The following is a 16,146-nucleotide window of genomic DNA, read 5'->3' as shown; positions in this document are numbered from 1 at the left end:
CGATATTGGAACTGCAGTGGAGTTCAAGTTTGTCCGCAGCAGGAGGAGGCGAAGACCGCGGCCAGTGGCATCTTCGAGGACACGTCGGGTGATCGCGGGTCGAGGGATTGGGTTCGCATCTATTCGGTGATCTACCAGGTACAGCCGATCATGTTAGAAAGCCATTTGAGTCACGATTTGAAGCGGCTGGGTGCAGCGACATGGACACCGATCGTGGTGAACGGATCGAGGGATCGGACTTCGGGCAAGAACCGACAAGAGTCCCGCAAAGGCGACATGTCCAAGGAGCCGGCGGAGCCGCCCAAAGCGTTAGCAGGTTCGTTCAACAATCTGCGTGGCTTGTACAGCGACCAAAATGAGGAATAGCTCTAGGCGGGAGTAGCAGAGGTGGACTTTAACTAGGCTACGTTATGCTCGACCTGCGGCGTCATTCGTCGAGCAATGTGCTTGATAATCCCATCGGCCAGTTGGTACGCGAAGCGGCGCCGTCGATCCTGCTCTTCGCCCGTCCCTCCGTAGGATGCCTTGCGCAGAAGCTGCAACGCGACGACGCAAGGATACTCGTATGGTGTGAGCTGAACGCTGAATGCCATTTGACGGATATATTGAATGGCATCGAGCAAATTGGCACAGGGATCTTCTGGCCGCGGCGGAATAGCCGGTGCCATCAAAGCCTCCACCCTATAGGCTTCCTCGGCGACCTTGATCCAATCGTCATCATTGGCGATCCGAGTGTCGATCATCAGGGAGACATCCAGAGCTGCCGGGTCGACGGTGAGCGGGCCGTCTGCAATAGAGGCAAAATCGAGCATGATTGCCTCGTGGCCGGCGACCCGGACGTTTTGCCCGTGTAAGTCACCATGGGTCAAGCCAAGCCGATGCTTTATCGGCGGCAGGGCGGCCAGGAGCGATTCGAGTTCGCTGTACTCCGCACAGTTCGGACCATTTTGAGCGCGTCGCTTGCGGAGCCGGGCCTTTCGAAACGGTGAGTATATGCTTGGCCGCGACAGGCGCATCGTCTGCAGGATGTTAGCATCGAAAACATAGTGCGACGCGTAGAATGCCTGACGTCGCCAACCTCGAAGAGCTCCCTCGAACAACGAATGTAGCGGCGCTCGGCCAGCTCCGCGGTCGACGACCTCCTGGAGAGATTCTGATTGTTCGATAAAGTTTCCGGCGATAACCCCGGTCGTGGGCCCGACGAGGCAGCGATCGTGATCGAGGTTTGGCCGTTGGTTAAACGGCACGTGCAAAGTGGTGCATTCGCGATAGTTTGTTAGCTCACGAATAATCTTTGGAGCTTTGTCGAACTTGACAAAGAAGGGCAGAGGGACGGGCCCCACGCGTGAATTCAACAAGCTCGCGAATGCGCAATAGACCTTCGCGGAGCCAGTCGTTTGTTTCACCAGTTTGACAGAAGAGCAGTCGCCGAATGCGCGCTTGAGGAGAATGAGCTCTTCATCGAACAGCAAGTCAGCGCCCGTGATGGCGAGTGTTTCGCTCTCCGGTGGCTCGTGCTTGATTCGCGCGATCGTCTCGATGATGGGGCCTTCTTGCCCCCGCAGTTTAACGTCGACGATATCGTGCATACGCCAAGCTTTGAGAACCTCCGCGACGTTTGGTGCTTCCGAATATGAGCAGGTGATATAGCCCTTGATGCCGTGGCACGCCGCATCATTCAGCAGGACACGCAGTTCATCGTTTAGTCGTGCTTCGGCCGTGCCGTCATCGAGCGCTATGATGACCGCTCGCCCTTGCGTCCGATGAACGCTCGAAAGCGGCGCATCGAGAATATCAAGTGTGAGTTCTCTGCTGGCGCATTCTGCCACGCAGAGAGACCCGGGTTCCCCACCGATCCAGAGCAGCCGGCTTCTACGAGCAGGAATCATCGATCAGGCTGCCAAACGCTGTCGGTGGTTTCGCGAATACGTGCCTGATAGGGCCGGAGAGATCGAGCACTTCGGTGTCGGTCAACACGCGGTCCGGGTCATTTCCCCGTCCCTCTGCGATGAGTTCGTAGCCGGCCGGAATTGCTCCGAGAAGACGAAGCTGGATACCGGTCACCTTCGCCGATGGCACCTCGAGCTTTTGGCCGTTGAGAACCACGGCATGTTTATCGTCGTTGCTCACCTAGGCTCTCCTATCGACGATCGAAGACTTCGTCGGCGGCGCATCGGGAGCCAAGCCGAAGCGAGAGCCCTTGACCGATGAACTCGCTATCCCGTCCGCAACAAGCGAATTGCAGGCCCAAAGGACCTCCCAAGGAATACAATCGATTTGGACTGCCAGCTCTTCGAAATGCTTATGCGCAGCGCCTCTCGGAGGAAGAATACTCCTTACCCGTCGCTTCAGCTCATCATCCTTCCAGCGCGGAGAGTCGAGCCCGTCGCACCAAATGATATCGTCCCTCCAAAGAATGAAGTGAGCCTCGCAGCCGGTCTCGCGCCAGACAGATGGATAGAGGGTTACGGCGCCAGCCCGTTCGAAAAGCCGCCAAGCCGCGCCCGTTCGGGGATCGAGATTGACGCTGATGACCTCGCCGCACCCGTCGGGACACCTGATCGCCATCGACCTCAGGCCCCCTCTATAGACGATCGCAGCGTCGCCGGCGTTCGGGATAAGGTCGACGGCGTCGGAATGCCGCTCGGCCCTTCCGCGCATTGTTATTGTCTTGGCTCTAGCCATTGCGTCTCACAGGCAGGGGTTGCGCGTCACCGGCGCCGGCAGCGGAATCCGGACCGCAAAATACGCAGTTCGGGTCCTTTTGGGCGATTACAGAGGCCAGACGTTGGCGATTGCCGTCGTAGACTAAGTAACGCGCAGGGGCGTCCAGGCCAGTGACAATCGATAGGAACATGGTCACCGCGGCCGATGCCACCGTCGAATTGATGCTTATCACCGCAGGCTGCACTACGCCTGGGCGACCCAGGAAATAGGGGTCGGCTTTTTCTTGCTCCGGGGTCATCATTTCTTCGCGGACCTGTCGGGCGTCCAGCTGTCCTAGACACCACAAGCATGGCTCCTCAGCGCTCAGGGCCTTCACGTGCCCAGCGAAACGCACAGCAGATCCGGTGGTATCGATCGCAACGCCCATATCGATCGCGGGAATGCTGTATTGGTAGCTCACCTGGTTTATCAAGTGACGGCTCGCGTGCGAATCCGTGCAGCAGAAAATGAAATCGACGGAGGTCAACTCTTTGGCGGCCGCTTCGTCCACGACGTCGGCAAGCAGGCTTCGCACTGCGGCGTCGGGCCGCAATGAATGTATGAGCCGCTCCGCCACCGCGACCTTGGCGTTGCCGATATCGTTCGGAGTGGCCCCCACGGTTCGGTTTAGGTTTGTGCGCTCCACGGTATCGGGATCGATCAGAAGGAAGTTTCTTACACCGAGATAAGCGAGCTGTTGGGTGACGACTGAACCAGTGCCGCCCGTGCCCACCACCGCAATGCGAAGACGCTCCAGTTTGGCCTGCCCGTCCGAGCCGAAGGCCCGGATCTGCCTGTCGTAGTCGGTGCGAGCGTCGTCTTTACCCACGGTTACCATCTCCTGCGATCCCAATACGCGGGCGGCGTGCGATTCCTTTGCGAACAGCAATGCGCAATGGGGCGCCGACGGGCTGCGTCTATTCGCGTACTCCGCCAAAGCTACCTCAGCATTGTCGTCGATCGGCGAGAAGGCCGCAGACCCAGTCTGATGCGGATGTGTGTGGCAGTATACCAGCGACCAGCCGTGCAGGCTGGCCTTCTTCTCGATCGGGAGGCCGAACGTCGGGCTCAGCCGAACTGCGACCGCCGTCCTCACCTCGTACTGGTCGTCCGGGACGACGTGCATCTCGCGCACGGCCAAATGCCAGTCACCGTTCCGATTTTCAGGCTCGCAGAGGAGAATCGCTGCCGATTCCAGGGTCGAGTGCCAGATGTCATGACGCAAGCGCTCGAAGTCGCCCTGGCCGAAGACCAATCGGATCATTGAGGCCGCCTAAAACGGTCCAAGACGATTGACACGTAAGTCATCAGGTCGTCCCGGTTGGGATTCCAGTTGTTCTGGGCTTCGACGACGTGCCAGGAGAACCAGCGGCCAATCATCGAAGTCTCCGGAATACTGGTCACGTTACTTGCCTGAGGCGGAACCCCTGAGGCGAGCAGCAATCCCTGATCCGCCCAGAAGCAATCGGGAGTGGGGCCGGGGTAGCCCACCGGCACCAAGAAGTGGATCGCGGTGCGCGCCGCCGACCAGCCGGCGGGGAGCGGCACGTCCGGAATGCTCAATAGTCCCGCGCCCGACGGTAGAGGTTGCAAGGATGCCGAGGGATAGCGCTCGCGGACGCGTTCAAACTGACGTTGCGTGACCTGCGAGAGCATTAGCCGGCTCCGAACGTCGTCGGCGGCTTCGAAAAGAAGTGCTTCGCGGGATGCGTCGCATCGACTTCCAATGACACGGTCTGGTTGTCGTTGATGGCCTGGTCCTCGTGGCCGCCCTGACCCTCTTCGATCAGGACATGGGTGAGATCGAACGACGGATCGACCGCCTTGATCATTGCCTTGATCTCGGCGCCGGTAGCGCTCGCCGTCGGCGAGACGATCTTATGCTTCATATAGTAGAAGAAATGCCGCTCCCGCTCCAGCTCGAACTTGATATGGCCGGCGTCGCCGGCGACGGAGCCGATCGTCACGCCGGGATCAACCAGCGGCACACGCCCGTGGAAGAGAACAAAGGTGAGCAGCTGCCCCTTGTCGTCCACCCCTTCCGTCAGGCTGAAGGCCACGAGCACCCTGGTCTTCAGGGCGCCAACCGTTTCATTCCGGTCCGCAGCGTGGTCTTCCAACTTGTCTCCGGTCGGCGGGTAAACGACCGAGATGTTGATCTTAGTGCCGTGGCTCATCAGCCTGGTCTCCTGTGTTTGGCGCGGTTCGGCGGCCCGTGACGGGGAACATGGCAGGATTTCCGACGAAGTCAAACGAATCCGTTACCTATTAGGTAACGCTTTTAATTTCAAATGGTTGTGGCCGGCGCGCCGCCCCCGATTGCGCCCCTCTAAAAAAAGTGTTTCCTATTGCTAAACGAATCATTGGGCGTATCTTGTTGATATTGTTTGGAAGCGCTGCCGAGCAGCGTCTCTTCTCTACCGCCGAGCTGCTCGATCGGCGCTTCGGGCCTAATCTTTCAAAAAAGATCAAGTCGCGGCTGCTTCTACTCAGGGCCGCGCCGAACCTGGCATTGGTCCCGACATGCCAGCCCTACCGCCTGAACAAGATTTCTCGCGGCGAATACACGTTGGATCTGCTGCCCCCTAAAGTGCTTCGCTTCGCAGCCGAGGGCGGTCGGACCCAGCAATCCATGCTCAAAGCCGTGAAAATCCTTGCCGTCGAATGATGCACGGGGGCAAGCAAACGGAGAAGAACGATGCCGCAGGAGCAGCACATATTCGAGCCGGACTACGCACTCAGTCCAGGTACATTTCTTGAGGAAAGTCTCGACGCGATGGGAATCTCGGCGAGAGAACTCGCTCGCCGTTGCGGGCGCTCCGCTAAGCTGATCGTCGAAATACTTTCGGGCAAGGCGCCCGTTGAACCAGAGACGGCCTTGCAGCTTGAAAAGGTGACGCATGTGAATGCGACGATCTGGCTCAATCTTGAGTCCGAGTATCGCCTCCATCTCGCCAGGCAGCTCGAAGAGATCAAACTATCCGATAGTTTTTCTTGGGCGCGTGAATTTCCTGTGCGCGAATTGCAGGAAAGAGGGATCATAGCTCAACCAAAGGACAACGCGGATTGCGTACGCAAGCTGCTTCAGTTCTTCGGTGTCGCAAGTATAGATGCGTGCGAAGCATCATTTGCTTCGTACTCGATTGCATATCGTCACTCACCTTCCTTCCAAACTGACAAGAAGTCCTTGTTCGCTTGGCTTCGTCTTGGCGAGGTTGAAGCTGACGTCATCGATTGCAAAGATTTCGATCGCGCGACTTTCTTGAAATCGCTTACGCGGCTCAAAGGATTGACGGTCGAGAGCGTTGACCAAGTTCTTCCTCAAATCGTGAGCATTTGCTCCCGCGCGGGAGTCGCATTTGTGCTTACGCGCCCACTTGGAAAGATGGCTCTAAGCGGGATCTCTCGTTGGTTGACGCCGCGGAAAGCTTTAATTCAACAAACCATGAGACATAAGACTAATGACCACTTCTGGTTCACGTTCTTCCATGAAGCGGCGCATCTCCTCCTTCATAGCCGAAAAACTGTCTTCGTCGTCGATCCCGGCGCCAATACGACTGAGGAAGAGGAAGCTAATCGATGGGCTGCCGAGTTCTTGATTCCCGCAGCAGAGCTTGCCCGTTTTGTCCGGTCAGGAGACTTTTCTGAAGATGCAGTCATCGAGTTTGCAAGCGAGCAGGGCATTGCTCCTGGAATCGTGGTGGGGCAATTGCAGAAAAGAGAGCATCTGACGTACAGGCAGTTGAACAATCTTAAGCAGCGGTTTGCTTGGGAATAGTGACGGCTGCTACGCCGGCTGAAAAAGCGAATCGCTCGGCCATTCCGTCTAGCTTGAACAGCTAAACCGACTTTGACGTCGGCTGACCGCCTCCTGGGATTCCGGCGGGAATGGCAGGCGGATCGAAGCGCGAGCTTATGTCGGCTTTCGCGGCGCTCGATCAGCCGTTGGCCGGGCGCACGGTGCTTCCATGGAGCGCGATCGACCCCGGATTTGCGGCACCCGGGTTTGCCACCGCTTTCGATTTGCGAGCGGGAAAGGCGTTTTCAACCCGAGGGAAATGACCGGCCTCCTCTCCGTGAGAACGGTCACGTCCCGAAGGGGCCGAAGGACTGGTATCGAGACCAGCAAGACGGTCGTAGTGCCTTGTACGCGGGCGATACGACCCTCCGCTACAGCTTCAGAGGCGAGGACCCTCCGTCCGCCGACGACTGATGCTCAAGGATGCCGTGGAGAAGCAACATCCGATCATCTACTTCGTCGCCATGTCACCGGCCGTCTACGTACCCCTCTACCCCGCCTTCGTGGTGAATTGGTATCCGGAGAGGCTCGAAGTCGACCTGACATTCGCTCCATCGGCTGCGACGACCAAAGTGGTCACTTTCGGGCGACGTCGATCGAGCGCCGCTACAGGCTAACCGAGGTCAAGCAACGTGTTCATCAGGCTGAGTTCAGGGACGCGGAAGCGGGAGCAGCGGAAACGGAGAGGCGTCGCCTCACTCCGAGCCGATTGGCATCTCTCAGACGACGTTGTGCATTTTAATGTAACCGATTGGATGGATTGGAGTCCGATAGGATCGGTTTTACAGCTAAGCTCTTGAGCTGCTTCCAAAACCGCTAGCTTCACAACCTGGGACTCCGCAACTGCTTTTCATAGGCCGGCGGTTGGTGAGCTGGTGCTTGAGGATAAGCATCGGTCAGGTGGTCACGCTGCGGCTCCCGCCGTAGCGGCCGCGCGCGGGTCAACCGCATATTCGAGACACCGCGTGGGGCCGTATCGCACCGAGCTATCCCACCTATGACGACGAGCCAGTCGGCATGGTGGAACGCGACAAAGCCGCCGCAAAGTGCCACTACTTCAATTGGGCGAAGCGCCTTGCGGCCCGGTCCAATTGCAGGACACCCCGCGCTGGCATTGACCAACGGCTCTGGTGAAAGTCCAAGGGAGATTGCGAAAGTGCCCGGATGGGCAAGCGTAAACATTTGCCAAGACAGTCCCGACCATTTTACCAATGTTGGCTGTTCTAAGGTACCTGGACGATTCAACAATCGCGGCTGAAGCTCTCCATATTTAAGCGCGCCGGGCTGTCACACACTGCCGCGAAACGGGGAGTGGTTTGCGATGGACAATGTGATTGGTGAGATTGCCGAACGGACGCTGAAGACCTTCGGACAGCGGAAGCAAGCGCCGTGTGCGCGCTTTCGTGAGCGAGGTGCTCGAGGATTCTCGGCTTCGTCACCAGCGAATGCAGCAGCGCGAGCGAGCTGCAAGCTATACTCACCGCCGATCTGCCGGACCTGATCCTGCTCGGCCTCGTCGCCGACCCCACCGAGCCTGGCCAATCTCGCGGAAGACGTCGAAAGCGGGGCCGATCTGGAGGCCGTGAGCGAGGCCGACTTCGACCTCGTCCAGAGGTATCTGTTCGGCAAGCCGATGCCGCTGAAGGCGTCGAGAAAATCGAGGGATTAAGTCCGTTGTTAAGCTGCATCGGAAGTTGCAGCCTCGTTATTTTGCGCTTCTCCCGCTAGTGCATGACAGCAGGTGGTCAGCTGATGAAACAAGTCGCGCATTGAACAACTCCAAGTCGCGAAAATATGATTGAGAGCCCGTTGAAGTAGTGAATGGATTATTATACGTCTTAAGGTAGATTTTTCTTCAAGGCGGCGGATCCTATCCGCTTCGCGAGTGCATGCCGCGAACCCGTTCCAATCTTCGTCGTGCGCATGAGGCCGTGCAGGATGGAGGCACGACGCAGTCGTTGTTCGAGGATTTTCCAAGCATGAGTTCTGAGACGAGGCGAACGTCACGCAAGCTCGAAAAGAAAGCTGGTTTCGTTTCATGGACTGGACATGTGTTGCGTCTATGATCTGCACTGTTGATCAGGCTGCAAATCGATCTGCTGGCCTCATATGCGAGTGTCCATCGATGAGAACGGCACTAGCCGTGTCGACACGCAGAGGGAGTCGGATTCTAAGATGCTGGTGGTGTGTATCAAAATTGGTCGCCATTGAGCGGCGTGGTGACCGACCCTCAGACAATTCGGGTGTGTATCATCAAGATTGTTTTGCCGCGTTTGTCGCCAGACACGACCACCGCGGAGCTTGTTTAGACATCCACAGAGAAAGGCGCCGTCATGAGTGAAACAATGGCTGTTGATAACGTCATTCCGCGAGCAGACATCGTCAAGCACGCGGACCGGCTTGGTGCCGAAATCAAGAACATTACGCTGTCGGACGATTTGCCTGACGATGTCATCGTAGCGTTCAACCGGCTGCTGCTAGAGCATAAGGTCATCTTCTTCCGTGATCAGGGACATCTCGATGATGCCCAGCAACAGCGTTTTGTGCTCCGGCTCGGCTCGCTGATACCGAATCCCACAATGGCGGACACAATGGGCGGTTTAACGATCCGGCAGGAGCTGCCTGATCGCGCCTGCAGTCATCTCAACCAGATGAACGATGAGCGCGTCCGTACAGCCATTTCGGTGCTGCGGCGCGCAGCGATCCCGCCTTTTGGCGGCGACATTGCTTGGTCGAGCAGGGCGGCCGCTTATCTTGATCTTCCCGATCCCCTGCGGATGCTCGCAGATAACCTCTGGGCTGTAAGCTTCGTCGCATCCGATCTCACTGCGACAGAGGGGGCCACCGAAGCCAACAAGAGGCCTTGGTGCGGCTTATCCACCGGAACGATCTACGAAACGACACATCCGATTGTTCGTGTTCATCCCGAGACCGGCGAACGCATGCTCTCGCTCGGTCGTTCCGTGCAGAACTTTGTCGGCCTGCAGCGCTATCCCAGCCAAAGACTGTTCGAACTGCTGCAATCCTATGTCACCGCCCCGCAGAACACCCTGTGTTGGAACTGGGAATCAGGCGACGTGGCAATCTGGGACAATCGCGCGACTGAGCCGTACCCCGTCAGCAAAATCGGCAGTCCTCATTGGGCCACGGACCAGCTTGCGATTGACGCCGTACCGCACATCAAGAGGCTGAAATCACGGGGCGCTGAGGCTGCCTAGCAGTGTCCGCACGTCCGGTTTTCGTAAGACATTCGCGGTCCAAGACTAAGTTGCGCCCTGCAATGTCGAGCGGAGCCGGGCCTTCGAGCTTATCCCGCCAGGACCAGCTAACCAGCGCGGGCAATCTGCTTCTTTTTCTCGTCCATAAGACTTTCTGAAAGGGCGCGAGCAGGCGGTGCCATTCTCGTGTGAGAGCCGGGTACAATGCGAGCCGGCTCTGCTATCGGTGCTGGGCATTGAAAAGCTGGAGCGGATCGAGCTTGGCGATGGTCGAGGCGCTATTCACCTAAAGCGGCCTCGCACACTGAAATAACTCATGAATGTGGGCCCAGGTACACCAGGTCCTGATTCCGATGAGGGCCGTTCAAGGGTGTCCTTCGCAATTGGGATGGCGCTCACCTCGATTTTGAGGAGGCGGCGGTCGCGTGTTTGTACGGACAGAATGGCGTGGGCGCGCTTGTCGCACATCTTAGGCATGCTGCGCGGTTCGCTGGAGCCTGTCGCGAGCAAAGTGATTGTATCCGCAATGACGGACGTAGTTGGCACATTCTTCAGAAGTGAACATGTTCAGGGTGCGTCCGATGAGATCCCAGGGGGCATCGACGGTCCTGGCTTGGGCTTGCCGCAGCAGTTCTTCGAGTATGGCGAATGCCAATCTCAATCGTATTGAGATCGGGGCTGTAGGGCGGCAGGAATAGTAGGCGCGCGCCGGCGCCTGCGATGAGGCACGCGGCCTCTTCGTTCTTCTGGCTCGACACATTGTGAGGATCACCGTCTCGCCCTGGCGCAGCACGGGGAGGAGGATTTGCTCGACATGGGCCAGGAAGCACTCGGCGTTGATCGGCCCGTCGAGCACGAAATGTGCAATGACCCCTCGCAGGTGAGGCCCGCAAGGAACGTCGTCGTCTTCCCATGGCCGTTCGGCGCATCGCCGATGGCGCGTGCGCTGACATCGGCCCAGGCGTAACGACGCGCCATCACGGTTGTCGTCAAGTCTCATCAAAGAAAATCAAGGGCGACCAAAGTCCTTCACGCCGCCACGCTTCCCGGCGCTCAGCGACTTCGGGGCGATCCTGTTCGCTGGCCTGCACGGTTTTAGTTGAAGCTGATCTCCTCGGCAGGCGAAAAACCGCGACAGCGTCGACTTGTCGGCTTACGTTGCGCGCGAAGCAGACGCTCGGCGATCGCATCGAGCGTCAGATCGTCCAGGAGCCAATCCCAGTGCCGCTTCAACGCGGAACGTCGCTCCGCGCCCGGTCGGCAAAACTGCTGTGGGGCGCGTTTTCTCGAACCCCTCACCCAATGGATCGCGCTCGCGACCCCGACTCCGAAAATCTCGGCGCGCCGCCGTCTGGCGAGTACCAGTGCGCCTTTCTCAACTCTCGGGTCCGATAGTCCTCACCACAATAGGTAGGTATCGATCCACTGTTGATGCTGTATGTAGACGTGGAAGATCGCATTGAATCAAACGCGCTGATAAGGGCAGACGAGGCGCGCAATGGAAATCACAGCTAATCCGCTGGATTGCAGAGCACACGTGTTGAAGTTCATTGAAGAAACTCGCGTCGTTAGCGAGAGTGAACTGCGCGTCAACAACATCACGCCTTATCATGTTACAAAGTTCTATCGCGAACAGATCACCAAAAGTGCTTACTACGAACAGCTGAAGTACATTGTAGAGCCCTCAGTCCAGGAGTTCGAGAGCCCTGGCACCTTGGATACGAGTGGCGAGCACGACAACACGGTCGTGCCGGGACTGCAGCACAAGTACAAGATCCTTGACCACCTGCTGCCTATCAATCATTTGAGTTCGATTAGATTTGGCACAAAGATGCTGGCCTATCAACCAAGGCGGTTTGAAGATTCCGCTTTACCGGCACTATTTGAGCGAATTCTCAAGTCGGGTAAGACCCCAATCATCGTCACGCATTTCGATCACGTAGGTGAGATCTCATGCGACGCGGAGCACAAAGTTCGCGCTTTGCGAGCACAGGGCGTGCAATTCCTTAATCAGTCCGATGCCGATCGACTATCCCGCTGCACTGAACTTAAGGACCTCTGGAGCTCGCTATTCCTGGACTGACAAGGAGGTAATGCTCTATGCGCTTGGAGTGGGCATGGGCTCAGATCCTTTGAAGGAGGAGGAGCTACAATTTGTCAACGAAGCATTTGCAACTTCGAAGCCATTATAGGTGATCTCGACGTTTGCTTCCGTCTGCGTTTGGGGCGCACGCCCCGGAGTCATTGACCTCAATCGCGTCATGGTTGTTGACGGCGAACGCGACATTACGTTTCACAAGCCAATGCCCGTCGCAGCGAACGTGACGGCGGACGCGCGTGTGAGGGGAATTTATGACAAGGGTAAGGAGAAAGGTGCGATCATTCAGAACGAGGTGGTGGTCAGAGAGGGGGGCGGCGACAAGATCGTCACAATCGTTTCGTCGACCTACGCGAGGGGTGACGGCGGCTTTGGCGGGCCATCGGACGGGATGCCCGAGCCGCACCAAGTGCCCCGCCGAGCACCAGATAGATCAATCGATATCCCGACCCGACCTGACCAAGCCCTGATCTATCATCTTTCTGGTGACCGAAACCCTTTGCACAGTGATCCGGAGTTCGCCAATCGAGCCGGTTTTCCAAGACCCATTCTGCACGGAATGTGCACGTATGGGCTGACCTGCAGAGCCGTCCTGCAGAGCTATGCCGACTACGATCCGTCTGCTTTTCATCGTCATCGCGCCCGCTTTTCCGCGCCGGTGTTCCCGGGAGAAATTGTTACGGTCAATCTTTGGAGGGACGGTAATTCGATCTCATTCGAAGCTTGCGTACGAGAGCGTCGGGTTACGGTCGTCAAGAATGGGCAGACGGTGTTACACTAAGCAGGTTCGGACCGTTCCTTGTACCTCTTCGGCTGGCAGGTTGGCGCGCTCTTTCAGCGGTTCTCACCAACATGCATGAAAGGTCCGCGGCAACGTCCGCATAGATGGGCCGCGCGGCGCTGATTCGAACGAACCTGAGATGTATGGACCACTTCAATTGCGGCCTTCAAGGGCGGGCCATCTCGGCTGATCGCGCGCGCTTGGACCTCAACGGGGAGGGCGGTGCGCCAGGTGGCAGAAGTCATGATTAACGCGTTCGATCAATATGCGGCGGATGGGTTCAAGTTCCGGCGATTGTTCCGAGCAGGCTCAAAGATTTTGTGGAGCTCGTCGTTCCTGAATTGCGCCGACGCGGCAAGTTTAGGTCGGGAAGCTCCGGACAGACTCTTCGAGAAAACCTCGGGCTCTAACATCGGCTGGAACAGGAGATCGGAATCGGCCGCCGCAGATTCGAAGGGAGCAAGTGAGCCAATCCGGCTCGTTTGCTCCCGTCATTAGCTATAAAATGGCTCTCTCGATAATTACGTCCTGTTCCGATAGGGGCGTGCCGGCTTGCGTCCTCTGGACATCGGCTTGGGGGGCATCGCACCCTTGGCCGGCTCAGCGAACAATTCGGACAAGTGAATACCCAAGGTCGCGGCGATACGGTCCAGGAGATCAATGGTCGGGTTCTCTTTCTGCTGCTCAATGCGCCCCATATATGAGCGGTCGATCCCGGCATCATAGGCCAATTGCTCTTGCGGAATGCCGCGATCTACACGGATCCGGCGCACATTCCAGGCCACTAGCGCACGAGCGTTCATGCGCAAAGGCAGCCATTCCGATGATTATGAAACCACTGGTTATAGCCAGAGTATTACGATAAGCTCGTACCCAAGCAGTTGGCTGTCCTCGCCCAATTGCTTCAAGGAAGCAGGTCACGGTCAGATGCAAACGCCGTAACGTTTGTCGTCCTCGAATGTGGTCGACCATCACAAGCGTTCTCGCGGGGCGATAGCCCGCCACTGGCGGGAGAGCAGTAATGGCCGCGCAGAGGTACTGCGGCGTTTTCCGGGCACCGCGACCAGATAGGACAACCGTTCAACTGGAGCTCGAAAAGGGAAACGAATTTTCTCCCTTGGCTGGGTCTGGCCACGGCCTTTCACCAGTGCGCGCTGGCCGGTCAGCACGGGCCTTCCGGCAGGAAAGAGCAAGAAAAGCCTAGTTACACGGCAAATCTGCGATCAGTGTACTGTGATGAAGGAGGAAATGAGCAGGATGGAGCCACCAGGTCATGTGAGCCGATATGCGATCGCGGTCTTGGCGCGAAAAGGAGCTTAGCGCTGCGACGATTGGGGCGGTATCAAAATGGCCCCAAGTTAGTTATCGATGCTCCGATTTCGATAGATTTTTCAGCTTGGTAGGAGTTTCAGGCAGTGCCGGCCGATCCGAAGATCGCAGATTTGGCGCCCAGCGCGCACGAGCTCACGTCATATGACAAGAAGCACGCTATCACCTACATGCGACTTCTCGATGCCGACGCTGACAAGGCAGATTGGCACGAAATCGCGCGCATTGTGCTTGGGCTTGACACGTCCCTTGAACCGGATCGTGCGCGACGCACCTTCGAAAGTCATCTCGCTCGGGCCAAGTGGCTAGCGGGCCACGGCTATCGTGATCTGCTGCGCGGCGGTTGGCCAAAGGACTGAACTCAGCCGCTCTCAGGATCGGCGGAATTCCTCGCAATCGTAAAACATGATCATTGCATCGATTCAGTACATGCAAGGCGAGTGCGCGGCACCACGCAACCATAAAGCGCCACAATCATCGGCTGCAGTTCACCGCGTGTGAAGATCATGCGGGGAAATGGTTCGATGCCGGACACTGACTGGAGATCTCAGGAAGCCTACAGCGGCCTCAAGAAGGCAGAAGCTGCCGACCTGGCCTGGGAATGGCTGCGCCGGGATCGCGACTACCAAGAGGATTATAGGCGGTTATCTCGCCGCGAACGTTCAAGCGCAGCAGCGGGCCAGTTCCGACGGAAGTGGGGGCTCTCGTTTTCCAGCTGATCCGCAAAAAACTTTCGACAAGCAAGCAGTCTTCTGGGCGCCCGAGGTGCTGTCGACCATACTGGCTGCGCGGGCGGCCAACTGCATGGCGCCCAAAAGCTACAAGCTCGATCTCGCCAATCTGCCGGGCATCGAGCTTCGTCGCGCGCCGGATGGATGGCATGCGATCGTGCCGCTCGGAGGCGCGAAGCATCGCCTTTGGCTGAGCAAGCTTCCGGCGAGCGGGTCTGCTGTCGTCCTCGATCTGCCGCTCGATGCGAATTTCGAGCTTCGCTTGGGGGCCGCACGTCGATTTTGGCTCGCGCTTGAGCATCGGCCGCTCGGAACGCCCCCTCTTGCTTTGCCGGCTTTGAAGCAGCGTCGGCTGATCCTCGCGCTGCGCGCACTGGACGGATGGCAGGAAGGAAATAGCTATCGCCAAATCGCCCAAGGCCTGTTTGGAAGCCATCGTATTGCCGAGCGGGGCTGGAAAACAGACGATTTGCGCAGCCGAACCATTCGACTTGTTAAGCTGGGGCGGCGCCTCATGCGCCTTCGCTGCCGCGCGTTGCTCCACAAGGGCAGACGCAGGAAGGACAGTTCATGAGCTCTTGGGCGATCAATGGCGTACCTCCGTTCTGTGCAGCCAATTCTTCTGCTGGCATGGCACGATCGCGGATAGGATGAAATCTTTGCGTTCGATCGTTTGGCGTCGGGATTGCTGCAACAGAGAGGCGCTATCTTTGTAAGGGTTTGACGACTCTGCTCGCATGGTTTTCTCAAGTTGAGTGCCCTCGACTTGAATAGCGGGCAATGCATCGATCTCCCGCTGTACCGGATTGAGGGGCGCCTGCTAGTGTCCTGAACCAGAAGTTCGCAACATCGGGTCTTGTTTTTCCGGGGCACTGTAACGACAGAAGCGCTCGATGGAAGCAAGGATGTCGTCGGCGGATTTGGTCCATCGAAACGGTTTGGGATCGGCGTTGTGTCGTTCGATGAACGAGGCGATGTCTGCCCTGAGGGCGGCTACGCTGCGATAGACGCCGCGCCTGATCTTCTTATCGGTGAGGAGCGCGAAGAAGCGCTCCACCTGGTTGAGCCATGACGAACTGGTCGGGGTTAGGTGGACGTGCCAGCGCGGCCGTTTGACCAGCCATCTTCGGATCAACGGCGTCTTGTGCGTGGCGTAATTGTCCATGACCAGGTGAACGTCGAGCTCAGACGGCACGCTTGCTTCGATCTCGTCGAGGAACTTGCGGAACTCGGCGGCGCGGTGGCGTCCGTAGCACTTGCCAATGACCCGTCCGGTCGCAATATCGAGGGCGGCGNACAGAGATGTGGTGCCNTGCCTTTTGTAGTCATGGCTCCTTCGGGCCGCTCGGCCGGGGCGCATCGGCAGCATCGGCTGGCTGCGGTCCAGCGCTTGGATTTGCGACTTCTCGTCCACGCAGAGAACGATGGCGTGCTCCGGCGGCGAGACATAAAGTCCCACGACATCGCGCACCTTGGCCACGAAG

Annotated in this window: 18 protein-coding genes and 1 pseudogene; 10 read left to right on the top strand and 9 right to left on the bottom strand. The window is 57.9% G+C overall.

Features of this window, described 5'->3' with window-relative positions; genetic code table 11:
- Window positions 1-398: 398 nt before the first annotated feature.
- The 6 genes from A3AS_RS0119785 to A3AS_RS0119760 all read right to left on the bottom strand — a co-directional run bounded on the left by A3AS_RS0119785 (window position 399) and on the right by A3AS_RS0119760 (window position 4,883).
- Window positions 399-1,829 carry a phosphotransferase gene (locus tag A3AS_RS0119785; RefSeq protein ID WP_157644313.1) on the bottom strand — a complete coding sequence of 477 codons (1,431 nt, stop codon included), beginning with the start codon at window positions 1,827-1,829 and terminating at the stop codon, window positions 399-401.
- A 43-nt stretch (window positions 1,830-1,872) separates the two neighbouring features.
- Window positions 1,873-2,130, bottom strand: coding sequence for a multiubiquitin domain-containing protein (locus tag A3AS_RS0119780; RefSeq protein WP_018319301.1), 258 nt, complete (start codon window positions 2,128-2,130; stop codon window positions 1,873-1,875).
- Complete coding sequence (locus A3AS_RS50060) at window positions 2,131-2,568, bottom strand: DUF6527 family protein (RefSeq protein WP_371260690.1); 438 nt, start codon at window positions 2,566-2,568, stop codon at window positions 2,131-2,133.
- A 109-nt stretch (window positions 2,569-2,677) separates the two neighbouring features.
- Window positions 2,678-3,970: a ThiF family adenylyltransferase gene (locus tag A3AS_RS0119770; RefSeq protein ID WP_018319299.1), complete on the bottom strand. Its 1,293-nt coding sequence runs from the start codon at window positions 3,968-3,970 to the stop codon at window positions 2,678-2,680.
- Window positions 3,967-4,362, bottom strand: coding sequence for an E2/UBC family protein (locus tag A3AS_RS0119765; RefSeq protein ID WP_018319298.1), 396 nt, complete (start codon window positions 4,360-4,362; stop codon window positions 3,967-3,969). Before A3AS_RS0119765 ends, A3AS_RS0119770 begins: the two co-directional genes overlap by 4 nt.
- A complete protein-coding gene (locus tag A3AS_RS0119760) occupies window positions 4,362-4,883 on the bottom strand; it encodes a hypothetical protein (protein WP_018319297.1) in 522 nt (173 codons plus the stop codon). The genes A3AS_RS0119765 and A3AS_RS0119760 overlap by 1 nt, the downstream gene beginning before the upstream one ends.
- 197 nt (window positions 4,884-5,080) lie before the next feature.
- On the opposite strand from A3AS_RS0119760, the gene A3AS_RS0119755 reads away from it, so the two are divergent.
- The 4 genes from A3AS_RS0119755 (at window position 5,081) to A3AS_RS0119735 (ending at window position 9,723) form a co-directional block, all read left to right on the top strand.
- Window positions 5,081-5,374, top strand: a complete 294-nt coding sequence (locus A3AS_RS0119755; protein ID WP_157644312.1) for a hypothetical protein — start codon at window positions 5,081-5,083, stop codon at window positions 5,372-5,374.
- 30 nt (window positions 5,375-5,404) lie between these two features.
- The gene (locus A3AS_RS0119750; RefSeq protein WP_018319295.1) at window positions 5,405-6,484 is read left to right on the top strand and encodes a HigA family addiction module antitoxin; all 1,080 of its coding nucleotides are present in this window, start codon (window positions 5,405-5,407) and stop codon (window positions 6,482-6,484) included.
- Between the two features lie 434 nt (window positions 6,485-6,918).
- Complete coding sequence (locus tag A3AS_RS0119745) at window positions 6,919-7,122, top strand: hypothetical protein (protein ID WP_018319294.1); 204 nt, start codon at window positions 6,919-6,921, stop codon at window positions 7,120-7,122.
- A 1,728-nt stretch (window positions 7,123-8,850) separates the two neighbouring features.
- Complete coding sequence (locus A3AS_RS0119735) at window positions 8,851-9,723, top strand: TauD/TfdA family dioxygenase (protein ID WP_245283224.1); 873 nt, start codon at window positions 8,851-8,853, stop codon at window positions 9,721-9,723.
- Between the two features lie 551 nt (window positions 9,724-10,274).
- On the opposite strand, the gene A3AS_RS50055 is transcribed toward A3AS_RS0119735, so the two are convergent.
- Window positions 10,275-10,481 (bottom strand): transposase, encoded by a 207-nt coding sequence (locus tag A3AS_RS50055; RefSeq protein ID WP_157644311.1) that lies wholly within the window; start codon window positions 10,479-10,481, stop codon window positions 10,275-10,277.
- A gap of 56 nt (window positions 10,482-10,537) precedes the next feature.
- Between A3AS_RS50055 and A3AS_RS47385 the strand changes: the two genes are divergently transcribed.
- The 3 genes and pseudogenes from A3AS_RS47385 (at window position 10,538) to A3AS_RS0119710 (ending at window position 12,602) form a co-directional block, all read left to right on the top strand.
- Complete coding sequence (locus A3AS_RS47385) at window positions 10,538-10,690, top strand: hypothetical protein (RefSeq protein ID WP_018319291.1); 153 nt, start codon at window positions 10,538-10,540, stop codon at window positions 10,688-10,690.
- A gap of 531 nt (window positions 10,691-11,221) precedes the next feature.
- Window positions 11,222-11,806 carry a hypothetical protein gene (locus A3AS_RS43600; protein WP_245283223.1) on the top strand — a complete coding sequence of 195 codons (585 nt, stop codon included), beginning with the start codon at window positions 11,222-11,224 and terminating at the stop codon, window positions 11,804-11,806.
- Window positions 11,742-12,602 (top strand): annotated as a pseudogene (locus A3AS_RS0119710) (MaoC/PaaZ C-terminal domain-containing protein). Before A3AS_RS43600 ends, A3AS_RS0119710 begins: the two are co-directional and overlap by 65 nt.
- A 521-nt stretch (window positions 12,603-13,123) precedes the next feature.
- Here A3AS_RS0119710 and A3AS_RS0119705 read toward each other — a convergent pair.
- On the bottom strand, window positions 13,124-13,405 hold the full coding sequence (locus tag A3AS_RS0119705; RefSeq protein WP_018319288.1) for a helix-turn-helix domain-containing protein: 282 nt from the start codon (window positions 13,403-13,405) through the stop codon (window positions 13,124-13,126).
- A gap of 612 nt (window positions 13,406-14,017) precedes the next feature.
- Here A3AS_RS0119705 and A3AS_RS0119700 point away from each other — a divergent pair.
- The 3 genes from A3AS_RS0119700 (at window position 14,018) to A3AS_RS43595 (ending at window position 15,236) form a co-directional block, all read left to right on the top strand.
- Window positions 14,018-14,290, top strand: coding sequence for a DNA -binding domain-containing protein (locus A3AS_RS0119700; RefSeq protein ID WP_018319287.1), 273 nt, complete (start codon window positions 14,018-14,020; stop codon window positions 14,288-14,290).
- Window positions 14,291-14,455: 165 nt separating this feature from the next.
- Window positions 14,456-14,650: a transcriptional regulator domain-containing protein gene (locus A3AS_RS47380; RefSeq protein ID WP_157644310.1), complete on the top strand. Its 195-nt coding sequence runs from the start codon at window positions 14,456-14,458 to the stop codon at window positions 14,648-14,650.
- Window positions 14,651-14,696: 46 nt separating this feature from the next.
- Window positions 14,697-15,236: a DUF2285 domain-containing protein gene (locus A3AS_RS43595; protein ID WP_018319286.1), complete on the top strand. Its 540-nt coding sequence runs from the start codon at window positions 14,697-14,699 to the stop codon at window positions 15,234-15,236.
- Between the two features lie 246 nt (window positions 15,237-15,482).
- Here the strand turns inward: A3AS_RS43595 and A3AS_RS0119690 are convergent.
- Window positions 15,483-16,146 (bottom strand): IS630 family transposase (locus A3AS_RS0119690; RefSeq protein WP_018319285.1); only part of this gene is annotated, 664 nt, incomplete at its 5' end.

The sequence above is a fragment of the Bradyrhizobium sp. WSM2793 genome, from assembly GCF_000379585.1.
GTDB lineage: Bacteria > Pseudomonadota > Alphaproteobacteria > Rhizobiales > Xanthobacteraceae > Bradyrhizobium.
The sequence above is the reverse complement of the archived record's forward strand: the minus strand, read 5'-3'. Positions and strand labels throughout refer to the sequence as shown.

Bases quoted from the DNA above. Each gene is read 5' to 3' on its own strand.
- A3AS_RS43600 (WP_245283223.1), top strand. From the start codon at position 11,222: ATGGAAATCACAGCTAATCCGCTGGATTGCAGAGCACACGTGTTGAAG.
- A3AS_RS0119770 (WP_018319299.1), bottom strand. From the start codon at position 3,970: ATGATCCGATTGGTCTTCGGCCAGGGCGACTTCGAGCGCTTGCGTCAT.
- A3AS_RS50060 (WP_371260690.1), bottom strand. From the start codon at position 2,568: ATGGCGATCAGGTGTCCCGACGGGTGCGGCGAGGTCATCAGCGTCAAT.
- A3AS_RS0119765 (WP_018319298.1), bottom strand. From the start codon at position 4,362: ATGCTCTCGCAGGTCACGCAACGTCAGTTTGAACGCGTCCGCGAGCGC.
- A3AS_RS0119760 (WP_018319297.1), bottom strand. From the start codon at position 4,883: ATGAGCCACGGCACTAAGATCAACATCTCGGTCGTTTACCCGCCGACC.
- A3AS_RS0119735 (WP_245283224.1), top strand. From the start codon at position 8,851: ATGGCTGTTGATAACGTCATTCCGCGAGCAGACATCGTCAAGCACGCG.
- A3AS_RS47380 (WP_157644310.1), top strand. From the start codon at position 14,456: ATGCCGGACACTGACTGGAGATCTCAGGAAGCCTACAGCGGCCTCAAG.
- A3AS_RS0119750 (WP_018319295.1), top strand. From the start codon at position 5,405: ATGCCGCAGGAGCAGCACATATTCGAGCCGGACTACGCACTCAGTCCA.
- A3AS_RS0119705 (WP_018319288.1), bottom strand. From the start codon at position 13,405: ATGAACGCTCGTGCGCTAGTGGCCTGGAATGTGCGCCGGATCCGTGTA.
- A3AS_RS47385 (WP_018319291.1), top strand. From the start codon at position 10,538: ATGGGCCAGGAAGCACTCGGCGTTGATCGGCCCGTCGAGCACGAAATG.
- A3AS_RS0119745 (WP_018319294.1), top strand. From the start codon at position 6,919: ATGCTCAAGGATGCCGTGGAGAAGCAACATCCGATCATCTACTTCGTC.